General features: G+C 39.9%; 22 protein-coding genes and 1 pseudogene. 1 reads left to right on the forward strand and 22 read right to left on the reverse strand.

Annotation, left to right across the window (positions count from 1 at the left end):
• Nucleotides 1-33: 33 nt before the first annotated feature.
• From ADH02_RS04095 to ADH02_RS04145, 11 genes and pseudogenes are all read right to left on the reverse strand, one after another.
• Nucleotides 34-741: a glucosamine-6-phosphate deaminase gene (locus ADH02_RS04095; RefSeq protein ID WP_048782796.1), complete on the reverse strand. Its 708-nt coding sequence runs from the start codon at nt 739-741 to the stop codon at nt 34-36.
• A 110-nt stretch (nt 742-851) separates the two neighbouring features.
• On the reverse strand, nt 852-1,337 hold the full coding sequence (locus tag ADH02_RS04100) for an NUDIX hydrolase (RefSeq protein WP_048782798.1): 486 nt from the start codon (nt 1,335-1,337) through the stop codon (nt 852-854).
• A 340-nt stretch (nt 1,338-1,677) separates the two neighbouring features.
• Nucleotides 1,678-2,505 (reverse strand): ammonia-dependent NAD(+) synthetase, encoded by an 828-nt coding sequence (gene nadE / locus ADH02_RS04105; protein ID WP_048782800.1) that lies wholly within the window; start codon nt 2,503-2,505, stop codon nt 1,678-1,680.
• 10 nt (nt 2,506-2,515) lie between these two features.
• Nucleotides 2,516-4,006: a nicotinate phosphoribosyltransferase gene (locus ADH02_RS04110; protein WP_048782802.1), complete on the reverse strand. Its 1,491-nt coding sequence runs from the start codon at nt 4,004-4,006 to the stop codon at nt 2,516-2,518.
• Nucleotides 4,007-4,147: 141 nt separating this feature from the next.
• A pseudogene (gene rhaD, locus ADH02_RS04115) lies at nt 4,148-4,968 on the reverse strand (rhamnulose-1-phosphate aldolase).
• 161 nt (nt 4,969-5,129) lie between these two features.
• A complete protein-coding gene (locus ADH02_RS04120; protein ID WP_048782806.1) occupies nt 5,130-6,125 on the reverse strand; it encodes a hypothetical protein in 996 nt (331 codons plus the stop codon).
• A 144-nt stretch (nt 6,126-6,269) separates the two neighbouring features.
• Entirely contained in the window at nt 6,270-7,301 is a 1,032-nt protein-coding gene (locus ADH02_RS04125; protein ID WP_048782807.1) for a hypothetical protein, read from the reverse strand.
• A gap of 143 nt (nt 7,302-7,444) precedes the next feature.
• Nucleotides 7,445-9,160, reverse strand: coding sequence for a phospho-sugar mutase (locus ADH02_RS04130; protein ID WP_048782809.1), 1,716 nt, complete (start codon nt 9,158-9,160; stop codon nt 7,445-7,447).
• Nucleotides 9,161-9,247: 87 nt separating this feature from the next.
• On the reverse strand, nt 9,248-10,180 hold the full coding sequence (locus tag ADH02_RS04135; RefSeq protein WP_048782811.1) for a LysR family transcriptional regulator: 933 nt from the start codon (nt 10,178-10,180) through the stop codon (nt 9,248-9,250).
• A 102-nt stretch (nt 10,181-10,282) separates the two neighbouring features.
• A complete protein-coding gene (locus ADH02_RS04140) occupies nt 10,283-11,332 on the reverse strand; it encodes a PTS sugar transporter subunit IIC (protein ID WP_048782813.1) in 1,050 nt (349 codons plus the stop codon).
• A 24-nt stretch (nt 11,333-11,356) separates the two neighbouring features.
• On the reverse strand, nt 11,357-12,304 hold the full coding sequence (locus ADH02_RS04145) for a 2-dehydropantoate 2-reductase (RefSeq protein WP_048782815.1): 948 nt from the start codon (nt 12,302-12,304) through the stop codon (nt 11,357-11,359).
• 101 nt (nt 12,305-12,405) lie between these two features.
• On the opposite strand from ADH02_RS04145, the gene ADH02_RS04150 reads away from it, so the two are divergent.
• The gene (locus ADH02_RS04150) at nt 12,406-13,293 is read left to right on the forward strand and encodes a LysR family transcriptional regulator (protein ID WP_048782816.1); all 888 of its coding nucleotides are present in this window, start codon (nt 12,406-12,408) and stop codon (nt 13,291-13,293) included.
• A 147-nt stretch (nt 13,294-13,440) separates the two neighbouring features.
• Here ADH02_RS04150 and ADH02_RS04155 read toward each other — a convergent pair whose 3' ends face one another.
• The 11 genes from ADH02_RS04155 to infA form a co-directional block, all read right to left on the reverse strand.
• Complete coding sequence (locus ADH02_RS04155) at nt 13,441-14,685, reverse strand: aminopeptidase (RefSeq protein ID WP_048782818.1); 1,245 nt, start codon at nt 14,683-14,685, stop codon at nt 13,441-13,443.
• Between the two features lie 44 nt (nt 14,686-14,729).
• Nucleotides 14,730-15,479 carry a tRNA pseudouridine(38-40) synthase TruA gene (gene truA / locus ADH02_RS04160; RefSeq protein ID WP_048782819.1) on the reverse strand — a complete coding sequence of 250 codons (750 nt, stop codon included), beginning with the start codon at nt 15,477-15,479 and terminating at the stop codon, nt 14,730-14,732.
• A gap of 51 nt (nt 15,480-15,530) precedes the next feature.
• Nucleotides 15,531-16,328, reverse strand: a complete 798-nt coding sequence (locus ADH02_RS04165) for an energy-coupling factor transporter transmembrane component T family protein (RefSeq protein ID WP_048710318.1) — start codon at nt 16,326-16,328, stop codon at nt 15,531-15,533.
• Complete coding sequence (locus tag ADH02_RS04170; protein WP_048782897.1) at nt 16,318-17,193, reverse strand: energy-coupling factor ABC transporter ATP-binding protein; 876 nt, start codon at nt 17,191-17,193, stop codon at nt 16,318-16,320. The genes ADH02_RS04165 and ADH02_RS04170 overlap by 11 nt, the downstream gene beginning before the upstream one ends.
• The gene (locus tag ADH02_RS04175) at nt 17,169-18,020 is read right to left on the reverse strand and encodes an energy-coupling factor ABC transporter ATP-binding protein (RefSeq protein ID WP_239681735.1); all 852 of its coding nucleotides are present in this window, start codon (nt 18,018-18,020) and stop codon (nt 17,169-17,171) included. Before ADH02_RS04175 ends, ADH02_RS04170 begins: the two co-directional genes overlap by 25 nt.
• Before the next feature lie 241 nt (nt 18,021-18,261).
• On the reverse strand, nt 18,262-18,642 hold the full coding sequence (rplQ, locus tag ADH02_RS04180; RefSeq protein ID WP_048782821.1) for a 50S ribosomal protein L17: 381 nt from the start codon (nt 18,640-18,642) through the stop codon (nt 18,262-18,264).
• A gap of 31 nt (nt 18,643-18,673) precedes the next feature.
• Nucleotides 18,674-19,621: a DNA-directed RNA polymerase subunit alpha gene (locus tag ADH02_RS04185; protein ID WP_048710324.1), complete on the reverse strand. Its 948-nt coding sequence runs from the start codon at nt 19,619-19,621 to the stop codon at nt 18,674-18,676.
• Nucleotides 19,622-19,690: 69 nt separating this feature from the next.
• On the reverse strand, nt 19,691-20,077 hold the full coding sequence (rpsK, locus tag ADH02_RS04190) for a 30S ribosomal protein S11 (RefSeq protein ID WP_048710326.1): 387 nt from the start codon (nt 20,075-20,077) through the stop codon (nt 19,691-19,693).
• Nucleotides 20,078-20,104: 27 nt separating this feature from the next.
• Complete coding sequence (gene rpsM, locus ADH02_RS04195) at nt 20,105-20,470, reverse strand: 30S ribosomal protein S13 (protein ID WP_048710330.1); 366 nt, start codon at nt 20,468-20,470, stop codon at nt 20,105-20,107.
• 23 nt (nt 20,471-20,493) lie between these two features.
• Nucleotides 20,494-20,607 carry a 50S ribosomal protein L36 gene (gene rpmJ / locus ADH02_RS04200; protein WP_005607444.1) on the reverse strand — a complete coding sequence of 38 codons (114 nt, stop codon included), beginning with the start codon at nt 20,605-20,607 and terminating at the stop codon, nt 20,494-20,496.
• A 35-nt stretch (nt 20,608-20,642) separates the two neighbouring features.
• The gene (gene infA / locus ADH02_RS04205) at nt 20,643-20,861 is read right to left on the reverse strand and encodes a translation initiation factor IF-1 (protein ID WP_005607446.1); all 219 of its coding nucleotides are present in this window, start codon (nt 20,859-20,861) and stop codon (nt 20,643-20,645) included.

Below are 20,861 nucleotides of genomic sequence, written 5' to 3' on the forward strand. Positions count from 1 at the left end.
TTCCGTTGCCCGGAAGACGCCCTTTCAAACTCTTTATTTTGTTAATAATGCTGCAGCTGCTTCATCACAAATGACGGTCACTTTCGGATGGTTTTGCAAGATACTTGCAGGAACTTCCTCTGTGATAGGACCTTCCACTAATCCTTTAATCGCATGGATTTTCTTAGGTCCGAATGCAATTAACACGATTTCTTTAGCATCCATAATCGATTGTAATCCCATTGAATAAGCGTAGCGTGGCACATCTTCTTCTTTTTCGAAAAAGCGTTTGTTCGCTTCAATGGTTGATTCTGTTAAATGAACCTTATGTGTGCGTTGTGTGAACGGTGTACCTGGTTCGTTGAATCCGATATGCGCGTTACTTCCAATTCCTAATAATTGTAGGTCAACCGGATTTTCTTGAAGAATGCGTTCATAGCGAACAACTTCTGCATCGACATCTTCGGCCAATCCGTCTGGTAAATAGCTATGTTTAAATGGTTTTGCATCGAATAATTGCTCTTTCATGAAATAATGATAGCTATGTTCATCCGTTGGTGCCAATCCAACATATTCGTCTAAGTTCACTGAGATACGATCTGAGAAATCTAAATCGCTATTTCTTAGTAATTCATATAACCCAATTGGACTTGAGCCTGTCGCTAGTCCAAACACTTGCGCTCCTTCGCCGTGTGCGCGTTTAAAAATCTCAAAAGCAGCTAATGCGCCTTCTTCTTGAGTTTTTACAACAATAACTTCCATTAATAGTACCTCCCTGAATCCCCTTTCAAAAAAGGGTTCTAAAAACATGAATAAATGCTCCAACTTCATTGTAACAAAAATTCAGAGTTCTTTAAATAGCTAAATTCATTTTAGTTCATAAAATCTTCGTCGTACATCACCCATTGTTCGTAATGCTTCGCCTCGAATGCCTCTGAAGGTCTTGCGGCTTCTATTACGAGTGGAGATGCATTGGTAAGGCTGACTTCTTCAAGTGGAACCCACTCAATCCCCTTCGAATCGTTCTTCTCTTCGCTCGTCACGAAGTCTTCTACCGTTTGAGCACCCTTTTCTTCAACATCGATGGTAAACAAAACAAACTCATGATGCACTCGCGCAATCCCTGGAACGGTCACAAACACATCACGAATCGTATTTTGATGAATGGCAGACACTTGGAACCCAGTCTCCTCTAACATTTCTCTACGCAATGTTTCTACCAAACTCTCGCCCTCTTCTGGCGTTCCTCCTGGCAGATCAAATCTCCCGCGGTAAGGCCCACGTGTCTTACGGATGCAAAGGATGCGTCCCTCGCGAATACAAACTCCATACACGCCAAAGTGTTTCATTTCTTTCATTGTCTTCCTCCACGAAAATAGAGGTGGCACGCCACCTCTATTTCTTTTTTCTGAAGCCGTTAATGTGACTTCCTTTGTTGAGATTCTACTCCATGTTTTACGGCTAATCGGATGATCCAGTAGAACAAATATAGAGCAACTCCCATCAGTGCAAACGTCCCCAGAAACAATGGTAATACTAAGTCCATAAAGACCACCTCCAATGAAATTGAAAACTATTAACCGACTATTGTTATCTTCATTATAGCACTCCGCATTCGAAATTCAATAGAGCGTTTGCTTGAAAGAGCAAAAAAAGACTATCCCTACCAGTTGTCTGATAGGAATAGCCTTTGAAGCTTTATTTCCAGAAATCATCATAGATTGTGATTGGTAAGTGACGTTTATGTTCTGTCTTTCGATACCAATTTTCAATCGTCTCTGCAGCTTTTTCGTTGATGTCTTTTCCTTCGAGATAATCATCAATCTCTTCGTAAGTAACCCCTAGCGCTACTTCGTCTGGAAGTGATGGGCGATCTTCTTCAAGATCTGCCGTTGGAACTTTCAAGTATAAATGCTCAGGAGCACCCAGCACTTGTAACATCGCACGGCCTTGACGTTTATTGAGACGCCATAGCGGAGTGATATCCGCAGCCCCGTCCCCAAATTTCGTATAGAAACCTGTTACCGATTCTGCCGCATGGTCTGTTCCAATAACGGCACAACCCGTTTGGCCGGCAATCGCATATTGAGCGACCATGCGTTCACGCGCTTTGATATTTCCTTTATTGAAGTCCGAAATTTCCATTCCTAAGGCTTCAATACTGCGTTCAGACGCATCTACTGCATCCTTCACGTTCACGCGAAGCACATCCGTTGCTTTCATAAAGTCAATTGCATCCATGGCATCTTGTTCATCTGCTTGCACCCCATAAGGAAGGCGCACGGCATAAAAACGATACACTTTTTGGTCTTGTTCTTCGTTCAATTCATCAATCGCCATTTGTGCAAGTTTCCCAGCAAGCGTTGAATCTTGTCCGCCGCTAATCCCAAGGACATACCCATTCAAGAAGGGATGCTTTGCAAGATACGCCTTTAAGAAATCGACGGTTTTACGAATTTCTTCTTCAGGATTAATCACTGGTTTCACACGAAGCGTTTCGATAATTTTTTGTTGTAATGGTCTCATAACGTTCCCCTTACTTTGCGTTTTCTTTGGCCAACTGTTCTGATTTAAGACGCACTTCTTCTCTGATTTCCGCAATACTTGCCAATTTTTGGTCGTATGTCTTTTGAGAGAGGTCGACTGGATATTGCTCTGGGTTCAAGATACGTTTGTATTCGTCCCATAGCGCTTCGATTTGCTCGTTTTTGTATGCTTTAATCTCTTGAAGTTTTGGCAATTCATACACTAATTTTCCGTTATTGAAAATCGGTTGTAAAATTGGACGCGCAGTAAAGTCTTTCACTGTTTTATTGATATAAGTGTAGACTGGATGGAACATAAAGAGTTCGTCTAATTGATCTGGACGTTCATCCCATAGCGCAATGTAGTCCCCTTCAGATTTTCCGTCCGAATTACGTGTAATACGCCATACTTGTTTCTTACCAGGTGTCGATACTTTTTCAGCGTTGTTTGAAATCTTCATTGTATCCACCATTACGCCGTTTTCATCTTCGATACTTACAAGCTTGTACACACAACCAAGTGCTGGTTGGTCATACGCTGTAATTAAACGAGTACCGATTCCCCAAACGTCAATTTTAGCACCTTGCATCTTCAAGTTGAGGATTGTTTTTTCATCAAGGTCACTTGATGCGTAAATTTTCGCTTTTGTAAATCCAGCTTCGTCTAATTGTTGACGAACTTTTTTCGACATATACGCCATGTCACCACTGTCGATACGAACACCTAAGAAATTAATCTTGTCGCCGAATTCTTTGGCTACACGGATGGCATTTGGAACACCAGATTTCAAGATATCATACGTATCCACTAAGAACACGCAGTCACGGTGACTCTCAGCATAGGCTTTAAACGCTTCGTAGTCATCACGGTACGCTTGTACTAATGAGTGGGCATGTGTTCCAGAAACTGGAATGCCAAACATCTTGCCGGCACGAACGTTACTTGTCGCATCACATCCACCGATGTACGCTGCACGTGTTCCCCAAATGGCCGCATCTAATTCTTGCGCACGACGAGTTCCGAATTCTAATACTGGATTGTCTCCTGAAACCATGCGTACACGGCTCGCTTTTGTTGCGATAAGTGTTTGGAAGTTGACGATATTTAATAAGGCAGTTTCAATTAATTGGCATTCCGCAAGCGTTCCTTCTACTTGCACAAGAGGTTCGTTCGCGAAAACGAGTTCCCCTTCTACTGCTGAACGGATGCTTCCTTTGAATTCAAAGTTTTCTAAGTATGTTAAGAATTCTTCTGGATAATGTCCAAGTCCACGTAAATAGTCAATATCCGTTTTTGAGAAACGTAATTGTTCAATGTAACGAACGATGCGTTCTAGTCCAGCAAAAATCGCATATCCATTTTCAAAAGGTAATTTTCTGAAATACGCTTCGAAAATGGCTTTTTTCTCATAAACGCCTGTTTCCCAGTAGGTTTTCATCATATTAATTTGGTATAGGTCTGTATGTAGTGTTAAACTATCATCATTGTAAATTGAGCTCATCTGTCAATACCCCTTTTTTATTGTAGTTACCCCTTTATTTTACAACAGTTCAGTATTAATGTACACGGTTGGCGACTTGAGGACTGTTAAAACGCAAAAAAGGACAAGCCTTTTCAGCTTGCCCTATAAACGATTCATCTATTAAACGTCTAAGAAACCTTCGTGCGGAGTCATGTTAAAGTATTCCGCAATTTCTTGTAATTGCACATCTGTAATTTCTTGTAGGATTTTTCCGCCTTGAGCCCCTACTTGAGAGTAAATCATCGCAGCTTTCTCAATCACTTCGATTAACCCATATGTTTCATCCAAAGTATCGCCTGCCGCAAACAATCCATGATGCGGCCAAATCACAGCTCGAAACTCAGCCATTTTCGCAGCCGTTGCTTCCCCAATGACGTTTGTTCCAGGTGTCATATAAGGAATCACACCAATCCCTTCTGGGAAAACCACAATCGATTCAGCCTGCATTTTCCAAAGAAGTCTTGATAAATGACGTTCGTCTAATGGTTGTGTGAAGCTTGACGCGATTAAGTTTGTTGGGTGGCAATGGAAGACCACTTTATGATTTGGATTCACTTTGAGTCGTTCGATGTGGCTCATTAAGTGACTCGCGAATTCTGAGGTTGGTTTTCCGCCATCTTCGAATCCCCATAGTAATTCTGCTTTTTGTCCGTCTTCTGAAATACGAACCAAGCCTAAATCAAGAAGCGGTTGGTTGATCACGTTTCTGAAGTAACGGCCTGTACCGGTTACTAAGTAATAGTAGCCCGCAAGTGTGGAAGCGTCGAATCCTAAGTCGAGGACACGTTTCACTTCTTTCACATCTTCATACGCTTCTTCTTCACTCGCTTCTAAGCGTACGGATACGTTCCCGCCATTACGTTCGTCCCAATAACGCAAGTACGATTCTTTTGTCAGTTCACATAATTTTTTACCACTAGTGATTTAATAAATTTTGTCATTTTTCAATTCTCCCTTAGTTTCTTTTTGATAACACTTGTTCTTCGTATGCTTTGACTTCATTATCCCATGCAAGTCCGACTGGAACACCATTATTTTTTACCGTTTAGACAAAATAAAGACCGGTAATCCTTTTTCAGCATTATCGGCCTTTTCAGTTTAATTATTCAAATTTTGTCTTATTTGCTTCGTTCGCCGGCTTCATATCGATTTGTAGAAGGTTCACTAAATTCTTATCATCGATAGTTTCATTGCCTTTGTCATCCACCTTAATCGCTAAATAGTGTTCGTTTCTATCGTAATAATCCATTCCTTCTAAGTTGACATAGCCATCTCCTCTAAATCCAACGGCTGCTAAGCGGTAAATAAATTTATACAAGAGCGCTTTTGTAAAGTCTGTTTGTCCCAGTTTTTGTACTTCTTCAACCAGTCCATCGAAGAAGGCTTTGTTATTTGTTTGATAGCTTGCTTGTACTTCATATTGGTATAAGTCAACACGAGGTGCTTTTAATTTCAAATATACGGTATCGCCTTCAACCTTGTAATCTTCGAGCGTATAAGCTGCTGCTCTTCCTAAGGCATTCGTATTTACCTTTAAGTACATTGGAGCATAGACTTTAACGGGATACTTCACTCCTTGATACTCCACTTCCCCGTCATTAGTAAATGTTGGGCGTGCTTCCTTCAAGTAGTTCACCATGTAATCATTCCAAATACGAGTATAGAGTTCTTCTTGGCTTGAAGTCCCTGTTGCTTTTAGAAGCACGTCAAAGTTTTCTTGATTTACAAATACTGCATCCACAAGTTTTAAAGCTTCTAGAACTTTCTTATCAGTAATGCTCTTCTTCTTTTCATTCAAGGTCTCTACTGCTTTTTTGACACCCTCCAGGTTCATCGTAACTGTTTTTCCGCTATTTGATTCAACATACGTTTGTTCGTATTTCGTCATTGGTGCGATCTTTGCATTCCAGTCAAATGATGCTGCTGGATTTTTAGCATCCGTTTTTGTATTAGAAGCTACCTGTGTTGTTACTTCACTTGTTGCTTCTGTTGTTTCCTTTGCTACTTCTGATGTTGATTTAGACTGAGAGCATCCCGCTACTACTAGTGATAGAACGGCCACACTCCCTGCTAAAAATCGTTTGGCATTTTTATTCATAAACTGCCCCTCTCAATCTTCATAGATTTTGTTATTCACGATATACTTGTAGTAAGTATAACATAGTTCCATCTTTCTATAAAATTCCTCTAAACTCCAACAAAGAACCAGCCACCAATTGGGTAGCTGGCTAACATGAAATTGTTAACGTGTTGACTTGAATCGGGATTTATTTGCCTCGTTTGCATTATCAGCATAGATTTGTAATAAAGCCACCAAATTATTCATATCTATACTCTTATTCCCATTGTCATCTACTTTAATCGCTACAATATATCTGCTTTGGTCTAAATATTCTTTATCACCTTTTGTGCCAAAGGAACCATCTCCTTTAAATTCCAGAGATCCTAAACTATATAAAAATCTCAACAATAAATTTTTACTATAATCTGTTTTCACAATTTTTGCAGACAATTCCTTGAGGGCATCAAAGAAGGCTTGATTATTCGTTTGATGCTTGATTAATAGATTCTCTACTCCTTCATCCTTAATTGGCGCTCTATACTTGAGGTACACCGTATCTCCCTCTACACCATAACTTTCTAAAGTATAAGCACCAGCCTGCCCCAGCGAATTCACATCAACTTTTAATTTCATCGGGCCATAGTCCTTAATTGCATAAGTGACACCCGCATATTCATACGTAGCATCATTAGTAAATTCTGGTCTAGCTGATTTGAGGAACGATATCATAAAATCATTCCAAATCTTCGTATAAAGTTCCTTTTGGCTCGATACTCCTGCAGCCTTTAAGAGCTCTCCAATATTTCCCTGGTCTATAAATACAGCGTCGAGTAATTTCAATGCTTCAAGAACTTTTGGCTCAGTGATTTTACTTTTCATCTGTTTTAGCTCCGAAACCGCATTTGCTAGAGAGGCCGATTTCATTTTTACTCTATTCCCATCATAATCGATGTATTCTTTTTCAAAATTCTTTAGTGGAGCGACTGTTGCTTCCCAGTTAAATGTTTCAGATGGTTGCGTACCGTCTGTTTTATAATTGCTGACATCTTGTGCTGTCGCTTGTGTCGTCACTTGAGTGGTCTCTTCTGTTGAAGCTTCAGCAGTTGTAACTTGTGTCGTTTCACTATCTTTTTTTTCAGTAGAGCACCCTGCTACTACCAATGACAATAGTGCTACACTTCCTAGTAAAAAACGTTTCGTTTCTTTATTCATTGTCTTTTCCCTCTTACTTTGAAAAATATTGTGCGTTCAATTACCATTTGTAATATAAATGTATTATATCATTTTATTTCCTCATTCGCAATATTTAATGCGAAACTAAAAGAGCCACTCACAATCGTAAGTGACTCATTTCATTATTTTTGTAATTTTTCTAAGTCGGCTTGTAAGGCTGCTACTTTTTCTTTTGCAGCTTCTTCACTATCCGCTTTTGCACCGATGTAGAACTTAATTTTTGGTTCTGTGCCACTTGGACGAACCGCAATCCATGATTCATCTTCTAAAATATATTTCAATACATTTGAAGTTGGAAGTCCGATTTCAGAAACGACTCCGTTCGCATCTTTTTGCTCATTCACTGCGAAGTCTTGCGCTAACGCTACTTTCAATCCTCCAAAGCTTGTTGGAACTGAAGAGCGTAAGCCATCTAATAAAGCTTTAATCTTTTGTGGACCTTCTAAACCAGCTACTGTTACAGAAATTGTTTTTTCTAAGAAGTACCCGTGTTTTGCGTATAACGCTTGAAGACCATCATATAAAGTCTTACCTTCATTCTTGAAGTGTGCGGCTACTTCTGTGAGTAATAACACTGCTTGAACGGCATCTTTATCACGGACGAATGATTTCACAAGGTAGCCATAACTTTCTTCGAAACCGAACATGAACGTATGATCTCCTGTTTCTTCGTCATGTTGGATTTGTTCTGCAATGAATTTGAATCCTGTTAACACATTCATCATTTCAGCGCCATAACTTTGAGCGACTGCTGTTGGAAGTTCACTACTTACGATTGATTTTACAACAAGCGCATTACTTGGAAGAGTTCCTGCTTGTTGGTGAGCGTATAATAAGTAATCAACTAAGATAGCCGCAATTTGGTTCCCTGTAATCACTTGGTAGCTTCCATCTGGTAAGCGTACGGCTGCACCCATACGGTCCGCATCCGGGTCAGTGGCTAATAATACATCAGCGCCCACTTTTTTCCCTAATTCTACCGCATATTCAAATGCACCCGCTTCTTCAGGGTTTGGAGATTTAACTGTTGAGAAATCTCCATCTGGCATTGCTTGTTCTTCAACAACGTGCAAGCCTTTGAAGTTTGCTTGTTCTAATGCTTTTTCAACAAGCATTAAACCTGTACCGTGTAATGGTGTATAAACGACTGATAATCCTTCCACATCGCTAAGAAGTTTTGGATTTACAGAGACTGTTTTGATTTCTTTCAAGTACGCATCATCGACGTCTTTTCCGATAATCGTTACAAGTCCTGATGCTTCTAATGCTTCATCATCTAACACTTTAAGTTCAAGCGGATTAACTACTTGACGCACATATGCCGTTAAAGCATCCGCATCTTTTGGAGGCATTTGACCGCCGTCTTCACCATATACTTTATATCCGTTGTAAGCTGCTGGGTTATGACTAGCTGTAATCATAATTCCGGCAAATGTATGCAAGTGACGTACTGCAAATGATAATTCTGGTGTTGGACGTAAGCTTTCAAATACATACGAAGCAATCCCATGAGTTGCTAAAGTACGTGCAGACTCCATTGCGAATTCTGGTGAAAAATGACGTGAATCGTAAGCAATCGCTACCCCACGTTTTTTCGCTTCTTCCCCGTAACTTTCAATTAAGCGTGATAATCCTTCAGTTGCCTGACGCACTGTGTAAGTGTTCATTCTATTAATCCCAGGTCCCACAATTCCACGCATTCCCGCAGTACCAAACTCTAATGGTGTATAGAAGGCTTCCTCTTTTTGTGTGTCATCCATTGATTGTAATTGCACTTTTAATCCTTCTTCAAGTGCCTCAAAAGATTCCCATAATTTTGCTGTTTCTTTCCAACTCATTTGTATTCGTCTCCTTCTACTGAGTAATAATGTCTTATGTTCTTTTATTATCTACGATTTTCCGAATAGTTTCAACCTCTTTGTGAACTAAAAATCAAGATTTTGAACTTCGAAGCCGTATTCCTGAATATGTGTTTTTAGCATATGCAAGAATCGCCCTGCTTCTTTGGATAATTTGCGTTGATCGTGTTGCAAAATTCCGAGTTCCATTGTATCTTCTACGTCCAGCGGCACCGCAACAATCTTATCATCATTTAGCTTACTACTAATAATCCCTGAACTGATGGTGTATCCATTTAGGCCAATCATTAGGTTAAAGATGGTCGCACGGTCACTTACCTTAATACTCTTCTTATGCTCCATCGTGCTGAGGATTTCCTCTGAGAAGTAGAATGAGTTTTCTTCCCCTTGCTCATAAGATAAGTAAGGGTAGTCTTCTAACTCTTCTAATGTGATACTCTTCTTCTCTGCTAATGGATTTTGTGTGCTTAAGAACACGTGTGGTTTCGCTGTAAAGAGTGGTGTAAATACTAAGTCTTTCTCCTTGAATAATTTTTCCATCACTTTGCGGTTGAAATCATTCAAATACAAGACACCAATCTCACTCTTATAGTTCGTGATGTCTTCTAAAATGTTTTGAGTCTCCGTTTCACGAAGCGTGAATTGATATTCGTCTCCTGCTTCCTTTTGAATAAAATCGACAAAGGCATGCACCACAAACGCATAGTGTTGCGCGGATACGGAGAATGTCCGTTTCCGTTTTGTTTGTCGTTTATATTTTTCTTCCATCAAATTGACTTGGTCTAACACTTGGCGAGCATAAACTAAAAACTCACGCCCTTCTCCCGTCAATGTAATTCCAGTATTCCCCCGTTGAAAGAGGGTGATATCCATTTCTAATTCCAACTCACGAATGGCCTTTGATAAACTTGGTTGGCTGACATATAAGTCTTTTGAGGCTTCATTCATAGAGCCTTTTTCAACGATTTTCTCGAAATAAATTAATTGTTGAATTCTCATCCGACCACTCCCTTCTATTACGTTTATTGTACCATCTTCCTGCAAAAATAAAAATAAACTCCTCCATGCAATTTGCATGAAGGAGTCGATAGGAATTTGTGCTTATTCTTGGAATTTGAATACGACAGAAGAATCGTATAATTTAAGAACTTTTTCAAATAAAATTTTGCTTGCAATCGCTGCTGCAATTGGAACAACGAACCATACAATAGCTGCTAAGGCAACGTTCAATCCAGCATCGATAGAAGCTAACGGTCCTACCAATCCTACGATACCGAACCCTGCAGATTGTGGAGTACCACTTACTGAGAATAGCGCTACTGGAATCGCTGAAAGAATCGCTGTTGATAAACATGGAATCAAGATTACTGGATATTTGAATAAGTTAGGCATCATCAATTTCATAGCTCCAAGAGCGATGGCTAATGTTACCCCTGATTTATTGACTTTCCATGAGTGAACCACTAATGCTACGGCTGTTGCAGCAACCCCCATAGCAGCGGCCCCGGCAGATACACCGTTTAATTGAATTGCTAAACCAATCGCTACAGTTGAGATTGGCGAAATGATTAATGTTGCGAATGAGCAGCAGATTAAGATTGACATCAAGATTGGTTGTAATGTTGTGAACTCGTTGATGACTTGACCAATGGCTGCTGTAATCATTTTAACGTATGGTAATAATAGCAATCCGATAAAGGCAGAACCCACACCAACAACGATTGGCATTGCTACAACGGCAGTTGAACCAAATTTATCTTTGATCAGCATTAACATTCCCACAGCGATACCAGCAGTGACCATTGTATTAATCAAGTCCCCTGTTCCAGCACCGACATATTTTTGAAGTTCTGCATTATACGTCACTACCCCACTTGCTACGAAGCAGGCCCCTGCAACAACCATCATCGGCATTGGTTTAAATCCGAATTGTAATGCAATTAAGCCCCCGATAATCAGTGGAGTTGCTAATTGGAAAATAACCGCGATTTGCGTAATGGTTACTGCGATTGGATATTGACTAAAATGTTTTAAAATTGCTGAAAGAACGGCATTTGGAATCAGTCCGACGATAACCCCTAGGGCTGTCCCTGCTAAGATTTTATTGATAAAAACTGAAGCCGTCATTTTTTGTTTTGCTTGTGCTTCCATAGTTTTGTCCCCCTCTAATCTGAGCTATTTAGCTCCAAGAATTTGTTCTTTACAATGAACCAATGCTGTTAAAAACTCACAATATGGTGTTGGAACGCCATATTTTTGTCCTTTACGCACCACCGCTCCGTTGATGTAGTCGATTTCTGTTAAACGATTATTTTCAATTAAGTCTTGATACATCGATGGGTGATGAAGCCCAATTGTTTCACGATTATAACAATTCGTTTCGATGAAATCTACAATTTCTGAAACATTTAACAGAATGTTTTCACTTTTCGCAACTTCTGAAAATTCTTTCACGATATTTTCAACAATCAAGTGTGCAGTCGTTGTAGAACCAAATTCATACATATTACTCATCAAGATGGTGCAGAGTCCATTCATCGTTCCATTTACACATGCTTTCTTATAAATGGCGAATAGAATATTCTCAGAGTAAGATGCATTTAAACCACCGCTGTTCAACACCTCAACGATTTCTTCGGCATTGGCTTTTGCCTCTGGTGTATCCACCAAGTTCTTCATGGCTACCGTTCCGCTACCGAAGAGTTTCACGCGACCAGGACCTTCCATTCCAGCCGTCCACATCGTGTTCCCAATAAAGATATCTTCTTTTGGAACAAATTGTTCAATCACTTCTTCATGTCCAATACCATTGAGTAAGCAAAGTACTTTTGTTTCATCATGAATCACTGGTTTCAAATCTGTTAACATGCTTTCTAATTGCATCGCTTTTGTAAATAAAATGATTAGGTCACTTGTCATCTCTTCTGTGACTTCACTTTGGAGCACCGCTGGTAATTTTACAACGATTTCTTCTCCATTATAGTTTGCCTTTAATCCTTCTTTTTGAATGGCATCCACATGATCTTTCCATCCATCGACTAGGAGCACTTCATGCCCTGCTTGATGGAGCATTAATCCAAAGCGACTTCCCATGGCGCCAGCACCTGCGATTGTAATTTTCATCATAATTCCTCCTTTATGTTTTCAAAACCTTATTGTTTCCGTCTTTATTCTTTGTTACAATTATTGTATAACACTTCACTTAAAAGAATAGGAGATGTCCAATGGATATTAAACACCTACACTACTTCATTAGTATCGTTGACCATGGCGGATATTCCAATGCCGCTCGTAGTTTATTCATTACGCAACCGACCCTTTCTCAAACCATTAAAAAATTAGAATCCGAATTACATACTCCGCTTTTTATTCAGCAAACTAACAATAGTATTCGACTGACTGAAGCTGGACAGCTCTTATACGATAATGGTAAGAAAATCATTTCTTTGATGGAAGGGACTGTGGCTCAAATTCATGAGCTTAATCAGCCTCAAAAAGAAACAATTCGAATTGGGCTACCGACACTTTTTGCGATCAAATTAATGCCTGAATTCTCGCGTTTTATGATGTCGCATCCTTCGATTCACTTAACGATGGTACAAGGCGGTTCGCGTGAGCTTCAAACTGCACTAGTGAATGAAGAAATCGACCTTGGTGTTCTATCCTTTCCAAAGATTGAATCCGATATTGTGATTGAACCGTTCCAACAACACTTCGCTGGTTACCAGGCGAGTCTTGTCGTTCCTAAGGGTCATCGCCTAGCTTCGAGAGACTCTATCACCTTTGAAGATTTGAAGGAGGAACGTTTTAGCACCTTGTCTGAACACTTTATGCTTGGAAAATTATTACACCAACGCTCTAGACATTTTGGCTTTGAACCGAATATCGTTTACGTAGACGACAACTGGGAAGTACTCCTTGCCAGTCTTGCAACCTTTAACTCCGTTTGCATCATGGCGCTGGAATATAAAGAGTTTTATTCAGATGACGAACTCGTATGGATTCCTCTCATCGATAAAAATGGATTTTTCCCAATCGGAGTCGCCTATCGCCCAAACGAAACTTATTCGCAAAACGTCTTAGAACTCATTGAATTATTACGAACTTTATAAGGATTCCTCTGTTTTTATTGTACCTTCTTTGTGAAGTTTTTACCAATTGAATTTTCTTATAGCCGTATTAATTTTTCTTATAACAACACAAAAAAAGGAACGAACTTCTCTCAAAGTTCGTTCCTTTTACTTTTTCAATTTATCCGACTAAATAGCCCAGTCTCCGTTACGGAAGATTGGAACAACAGTACCGTCTTCACGGATACCATCCACGTTCATTTCTGGTCCACCGATCATGAAGTCCACGTGAACATCAGCACGGTTTAATCCAGCTTTTCTTAATTCTTCTTCAGTTTCGAAGTTTTCTCCACCTTTAACGCTTGTTGCATAAGCTGAACCGATTGCTAAGTGGTTTGATGCATTTTCATCGAATAATGTGTTGAAGAATGTGATTCCTGATTGTGAGATTGGTGATGGGTCGCTTACTAATGCAACTTCACCTAATCCACGAGCACCATTGTTTTCGAATACTAAGTCTTTCATTACTTTGTCGCCTTTTTCAGCAGATACTTCTGTGATTTGACCGTCTTTGAAAGTCACTTTGATTCCTTCGATGATGTTACCGTTGTAGCTCAATGGTTTTGTACTTGATACATATCCGTCAGCTACGCGGAAGTCAGGAGCTGAGAAGACTTCTTCTGTTGGCATGTTTGCGATGAAGTGTTCTCCTTGAGCGTTCAAGCTTCCAGCACTTTCCCAAACATGGTTTTTAGGCATTCCAAGAGTTAAGTCTGTTCCTGGTGCAGTGTAGTGTAATTTTACGAATTGTTCTTTGTTTAAAATAGCTGCTTTAGCATCTAATTTTTCTTCGTGTTCTTTCCATGCTGCCACTGGATCATCAGCGTAAACACGGCAAGTTTTGAAGATTTGATCCCATAATAAATCTACTGCTTCTTCGTCAGTTGCTGCATTAGGGAAAACTTTCTTCGCCCATTCTTTACCAGCAGCTGCTGCTACAGTCCAGCTCACTTTGTTGGCTTGTGTTGCTGTACGTAATGGTTTTAATGCAAGGCTTAATGCTTTTGTTGATTTTTGAAGACGTTCTGCTGATACGCCAGCGAATGCATCTGGATCCGCTGAGCGAACGTTTAAGCGGCTTGCTTTCTTCTCTAATAAGTAGTTCATTTCTGCTACACGGTATTCTGGAACGTTTGTGATACGGTCTTCAGCAGCGTGTAATAAGCGCTCACGGCCTACAAAATCGTCAGCCCATGATACGATTACTTCGCTTGCTCCGTGTGCGTAAGCTTCTTTTACTAATAAACGAGCTAAAGGTGCTTGGTCTACGTCAATCACAATATTCACTGTGTGACCTGGTTGCACGTTAATCCCTGTTGAGATTAATAATTTAGCATATTTTTCTAAGTTTTTGTCGAAATCTTTTAATACCATATTGACACTCCTTTTAATATAACTACTTTCATCCTATCATATTTCTAGTCGAAATTCTTATAAAACACTTCATCTAAGTACAGTCCATGAGCAGGTGCTGTTGGTCCTGCCGCATTTCGATCCATCGCTTCTAGAATTTGCTTCATCTCTTCTACTTCCCGTAAGCCGTCTCCAATTTGAAGCGCCGTTCCAACGAGAATTCGAACCATATTGTAAAGGAACCCTTCCCCTTCAAACGTGAAAATCAATTCATCGCCGTAACGAGCAACTTCTGCTTTTGTGACCACTCGTACTTTAGAGTCTTTATCACTTTTAGTCGAACAAAAACTTGTAAAGTCGTGCTCTCCTATCACCGCTTCAAACGCCTTATTGATGCGTTCGACATCCGTCTTGAATGGGTGATGCAGTTCATATTGACGACGGAAAGGACTCTGTATAGCAGCAGTCGTTACTTTATAGATATATCGTTTCCCAGTCACACTATAGCGCGCATGGAAGTCATCCGATACTGCCTCTGCCGAAACAATCCGAATCGACGTCGGCAATAAACTGTTCATCGCACGAACAAGTGAGTCAGCTTCGATAGCTTTGGGATAGTCGATATGAACCACTTGACCGTTGGCATGCACTCCAGAATCGGTACGACCAGAGCCACTAACAGGAATATATTGCCCCTTTGTCATCTTCTTCAAGGCTTTATTCAGTTCTGCTTGAATACTATTCCCATTCTCTTGTACTTGAAATCCAACATACGGCGTACCATCATATTGAATGACGAGTTTATATCGCTGCATCCTTTTCCCTTCTTTCAAAAAAGAGCTTGACAAGTCAAGCTCCTTATTTTTTTATGCTTTTAATACAAATAATAAAATCGTTACGGCCACAAGGGATAATCCCGCAATGGCATCACGCATTTCATAGTTTAGAACACGGTACTTACTACGTCCGTCTCCGCCTTGGTATCCACGTGCTTCCATGGCTGTTGCCAAGTCTTCCGCACGGTTTAATGAGCTGACAAATAACGGAATTAAGATTGGGATAATCGCCTTCATTTGTTCGAAGAGATTTCCTTCTCCAAAATCAACCCCACGAGCTCGTTGCGCGTTCATAATTTTTTGTGCTTCGTCCATTAATGTTGGTACAAAACGCAGTGCAATGGATAACATTAATGCCACTTCATGCACTGGGAATTTCACAACGGCTAATGGCTTCATCACCGCTTCAATCGCATCCGTTAATTGTAATGGTGCGGTTGTTAGTGTTAATAGCGTTGAGAACGAGATAATTAATACGAAACGTAAGAAGATGAATACCGCATTAATAATCCCCTCAGACGTTACTTGAATGAATCCCCATTGGAAGTAGACGTCTCCACCGCTTGTAAATAAGATTTGAAGTGCTACTGTAAACAGAATCACCCAAATTAACGGCTTAATCCCTTTCCAGAAGAACCCTAATGGAATCTTCGATAAAAGTAAGGCAATCAGTGTATAGGCGATTAATAAGCCATATGTCACCCAGTTATTCGCTAAGAAAATGACTAACACGAATGCAAATGTTCCAATTAATTTTGTTCTTGGATCGAGTTTATGAATCCATGAATCGCCTTGTAAGTAGCGACCTAAAATAAGTTTATCGAGCACTTGTGTCACCTCCGTTTTTCGAATGTGAAACAAGTAAATCTGCTAAAGCGTCTAGGTTCATTGGACGAGCGTCTGTTTGGAATCCTTTTGCTTTTAGCTTTTCGACAAACTGAACAGTCGAAGGCAAGCCTAGTTGTTTTTCTTGTAACCAAGCAGCATCCGCAAATACTTCTTCAGGAGTTCCTGTTTTTACAACAGTCCCCTTTTCACACACAATCACGTAATTCGCATAATCGCTAACATCATTCATTTGGTGTGTTACAAGGACGATTGTAATGCCTTTTTCGCGTTGGAGTTGCGCAAACATTTCCATCATCTCAAAGCGACCTTTAGGATCTAATCCCGCTGTTGGTTCGTCTAAGACTAATACTTCTGGTTGCATCGCTAACACGCCAGCAATCGCTACACGACGCATTTGTCCCCCAGATAAATCGAATGGTGACTTATGTAAGACCTCTTCAGGAAGTCCCACGATTTTTAGAGTCTCTTTCGCTAGCTGGTTTGCTTCTTCCTCACTTGCTCCGAAGTTCTTTGGCCCAAAAGCAATATCTTTTTCAACCGTTTCTTCGAAGAGTTGTGATTCCGGAAATTGGAATACGATACCGACTTTTTGGCGCAGTGGCTTCAGGTCTTTATTGCTCGTTTCAGAGTCTACTACGCGATCCCCAAGTTCCACCGTACCCGATGTTGGTTTCAGTAACGCGTTTAAGTGTTGTAAAATGGTCGATTTCCCAGAACCTGTATGTCCAATGATGGCCGTGTACTTTCCTGATGGAATATTGAAGTTTACGTCGAAAAGCGCACGTGTTTCAAAAGGTGTGTTTGCTTGGTATGCGAAATTTACTTCGTTAAAACGGATGTCCATAACCATTCCACCAACCCTTCTTCATCAAGATACGCTTCAGGAACTTCCAATCCCTTTTCGCGAAGTACTTCGATTAATTTCTCAGCAAACGGCACATCGAGTCCCTTTTCAACAAGCTTCGTTCCCAATTTGAAAATTTCTTCAGGAGTTCCGATTTGTTGAATTTGTCCTTGTTCCATTAACACAACACGGTCTGCTTGCGCTGCTTCATCTAAATCATGTGTAATCGAGATGACCGTAATGTTTTTCTCTTTGTGTAACTTTTGAATCGTCCCGATAACTTCCATACGTCCCTTAGGATCCAGCATAGAAGTAGCTTCATCGAGAATAATGACAGAAGGTTCTAAGGCTGTGACGCCGGCAATCGCAACCCGTTGCTTTTGGCCTCCTGAGAGTCGTGCAGGTTCCTTCGTTCTAAAGTCACTCATTTTTACCATTTCAAGAACGCGAGTCACACGCTCAATCATTTCTTCTCGTGGGAGCCCGATATTTTCTAATCCGAAGGCGATGTCGTCTTCCACCGTTGTCCCAACAAATTGATTATCTGGATTTTGAAAAACCATACCCACCGCACGTCTAGCGTCATATACGGTCTCATCATTTAAAACAACACCATTAATCAGAACTTCTCCACTACCTGCTTCGATAAGTCCATTCATGACTTTGGCTAATGTTGATTTCCCAGAACCATTATGCCCAATGATGGCTAACCATTCACCGCGTTCGACCTTTAAGGATACTCCTGCCAACGCTTCACGCTCATCCTCTTCATGATAACGATAATGGATGTTATTTAACTCAATAATTGTTGATTGCAACGGGGACACCCCTTTCCCTTTTCCTATGTATGTATCAAAAATATGTATAAATAAAAAAACACACTTTTTCATGATGAAGTGCTCTCCCGCCAAAAAGCTTCGGCGGGAAAACAACGAGCTAGACTAAATAATCTGAGAAAGAATAAGGCTACCTGTTCAGTAGCCCCAGACTTTCCATCTTATAAGCAAGATGATTATTACCATCATGACGCTCTTTTCAACCATCGAAAAGTGTTCGATTGAATGTTTATTAAACTAATTCAATGATAACCATTGGTGCAGCATCGCCACGACGAGGTTCAGTTTTAAGAATACGAGTGTATCCACCTTGACGTTCGCTGTAACGTGATGCTAAATCATTAAATAATTTTTGTAACGCTGTTTCAACAACGATTGATTCGCCTTCTTCACGAACATCTGCTACTTCGTTGCGTACAAATGCAGCTGCTTGACGGCGAGCATGTAAGTCTCCACGTTTACCTAAAGTAATCATTTTTTCTACAGTAGAACGGATTTCTTTAGCACGAGCTTCAGTTGTAACGATACGTTCGTTAATAATTAAGTCAGTTGTCAAGTCACGTAATAACGCTTTACGTTGTGAACTTGTACGTCCTAATTTACGATAAGCCATTTTTAATATTCCTCCTTCTTAAGAGTTTCTATTAGTCTTCACGACGTAAGTCTAAATTTAAATCGATTAATTTTTGTTTCACTTCTTCAAGCGATTTACGACCTAAGTTACGAACTTTGATCATTTCCGCTTCAGACTTGCTTGTTAATTCATGTACTGTATTAATTCCAGCACGTTTTAAGCAGTTATATGAACGAACTGATAAATCTAGTTCTTCAATAGTCATTTCAAGAAGACGTTCTTTTTGAGTTTCTTCTTTTTCGACCATGATTTCCATAGGATGTGCTTCATTTGTTAAATTAACAAAGATATTTAAGTGCTCAGTTAAGATACGAGCCGCTAAACTAACAGCATCTTGAGGAGCGATAGAACCATCTGTCCATACATCAAGAGTTAGTTTATCATAAATATTTTTTTGACCAATACGAGTGTTTTCGACTTGGTAGTTCACTTTACTAATCGGAGTATAAATAGAATCAATTGGGATTACACCAATTGGCATATTATCAGATTTATTGTAGTCAGAGCGAACATATCCACGACCATTTTTAGCATTCATACGAACATGGAAGTGATATCCTTCAGCTACTGTACAGATATATAAATCAGGGTTTAGAACTTGAATGTCGCTATCATGTTTGATATCGCCTGCAGTTACTACCGCTGGACCTTTAACATCAATTTCTAATACTTTATTTTCATCTTCAGTGAAAGACTTCAATGCAATTTTTTTAATGTTTAAAATGATTGCAGCTACGTCTTCAACCACGCCATCTATTGTTGAAAATTCATGTAAAACGCCATCCATTTGGATATCTGTTACTGCAGTACCAGGGAGTGACGATAATAAGATTCGGCGTAATGAGTTCCCTAAGGTAGTACCATAACCGCGTTCAAGTGGCTCAACAACGAATTTACCAAACTTTGCATCTTCGCTGATTTCGATCGTTTCAATTTTTGGTTTTTCAATTTCGATCATGTTATTTACCCCTTTCAAAACGTACGTTCAATGTGCGATTGTCCGACAAAATTCAACAATAACAATCCATTACACACGACGGCGTTTTGGAGGACGACATCCATTATGAGGGATTGGTGTTACGTCACGAATTGCTGTCACTTCTAATCCAGTAGCTTGTAATGAACGAATAGCAGCTTCACGACCTGAACCAGGACCTTTAACAGAAACTTCTACAGTTTTCATTCCATGCTCCATTGAACCTTTTGCAGCAGATTCAGCAGCCATTTGAGCAGCAAATGGTGTTGATTTTTTAGAACCTTTAAATCCTAAAGCACCTGCAGAAGACCATGAAATAGCATTACCATGAACGTCTGTAATCATAACAATTGTATTATTAAATGTTGAACGGATGTGTGCTACACCAGATTCAATATTCTTTTTCACGCGGCGTTTGCGTACAACTTTCTTTGCCATGAAGAATTAACCTCCTTCTTCTCTAAATTATTTTTTCTTACCTGCAATGGCCTTAGCTGGGCCTTTACGAGTACGAGCATTATTTTTTGTGTTTTGACCACGAACTGGTAAACCACGACGGTGGCGAACTCCACGGTATGAACCAATTTCCATCAAGCGTTTGATGTTTAAGTTCACTTCACGACGTAAGTCACCTTCAATTTTTAGTTTATCCACTTCAGCACGGATACGGTCTAACTCATCGTTCGATAAATCGCGAACACGAGTATCTTCACTAACGTTAGCAGCTGCTAAGATTTGTTTTGAAGTAGTAATACCGATACCGTAAATATAGGTTAAAGAAATAACAACACGTTTTTCACGTGGAATATCCACACCTGCAATACGAGCCATACTAATGAGTACCTCCTTATATATTATCCTTGACGTTGTTTATGTTTGGGATTTTGACAAATCACCATAACTTTACCATTGCGTTTAATTACTTTACATTTTTCGCAAATTGGTTTTACTGATGCTCTAACTTTCATTTAAGTTCCCTCCTCTATTTCATTAACGGAGTCCATTATTTAAAGCGATACGTGATTCTTCCGCGCGTTAAATCATACGGTGATAATTCAACCGTTACTTTATCGCCCGGTAAAATTTTAATGTAGTGCATCCGGATTTTTCCAGATACATGCGCTAAAACCTCATGACCGTTTTCAAGTTCGACCTTGAACATCGCATTCGGTAATGTTTCATTAACAATACCTTCAATTTCAATTACGTCTTCCTTTGCCAT

Source organism: Streptococcus sp. 263_SSPC, from assembly GCF_001071995.1.
GTDB lineage: Bacteria > Bacillota > Bacilli > Lactobacillales > Aerococcaceae > Granulicatella.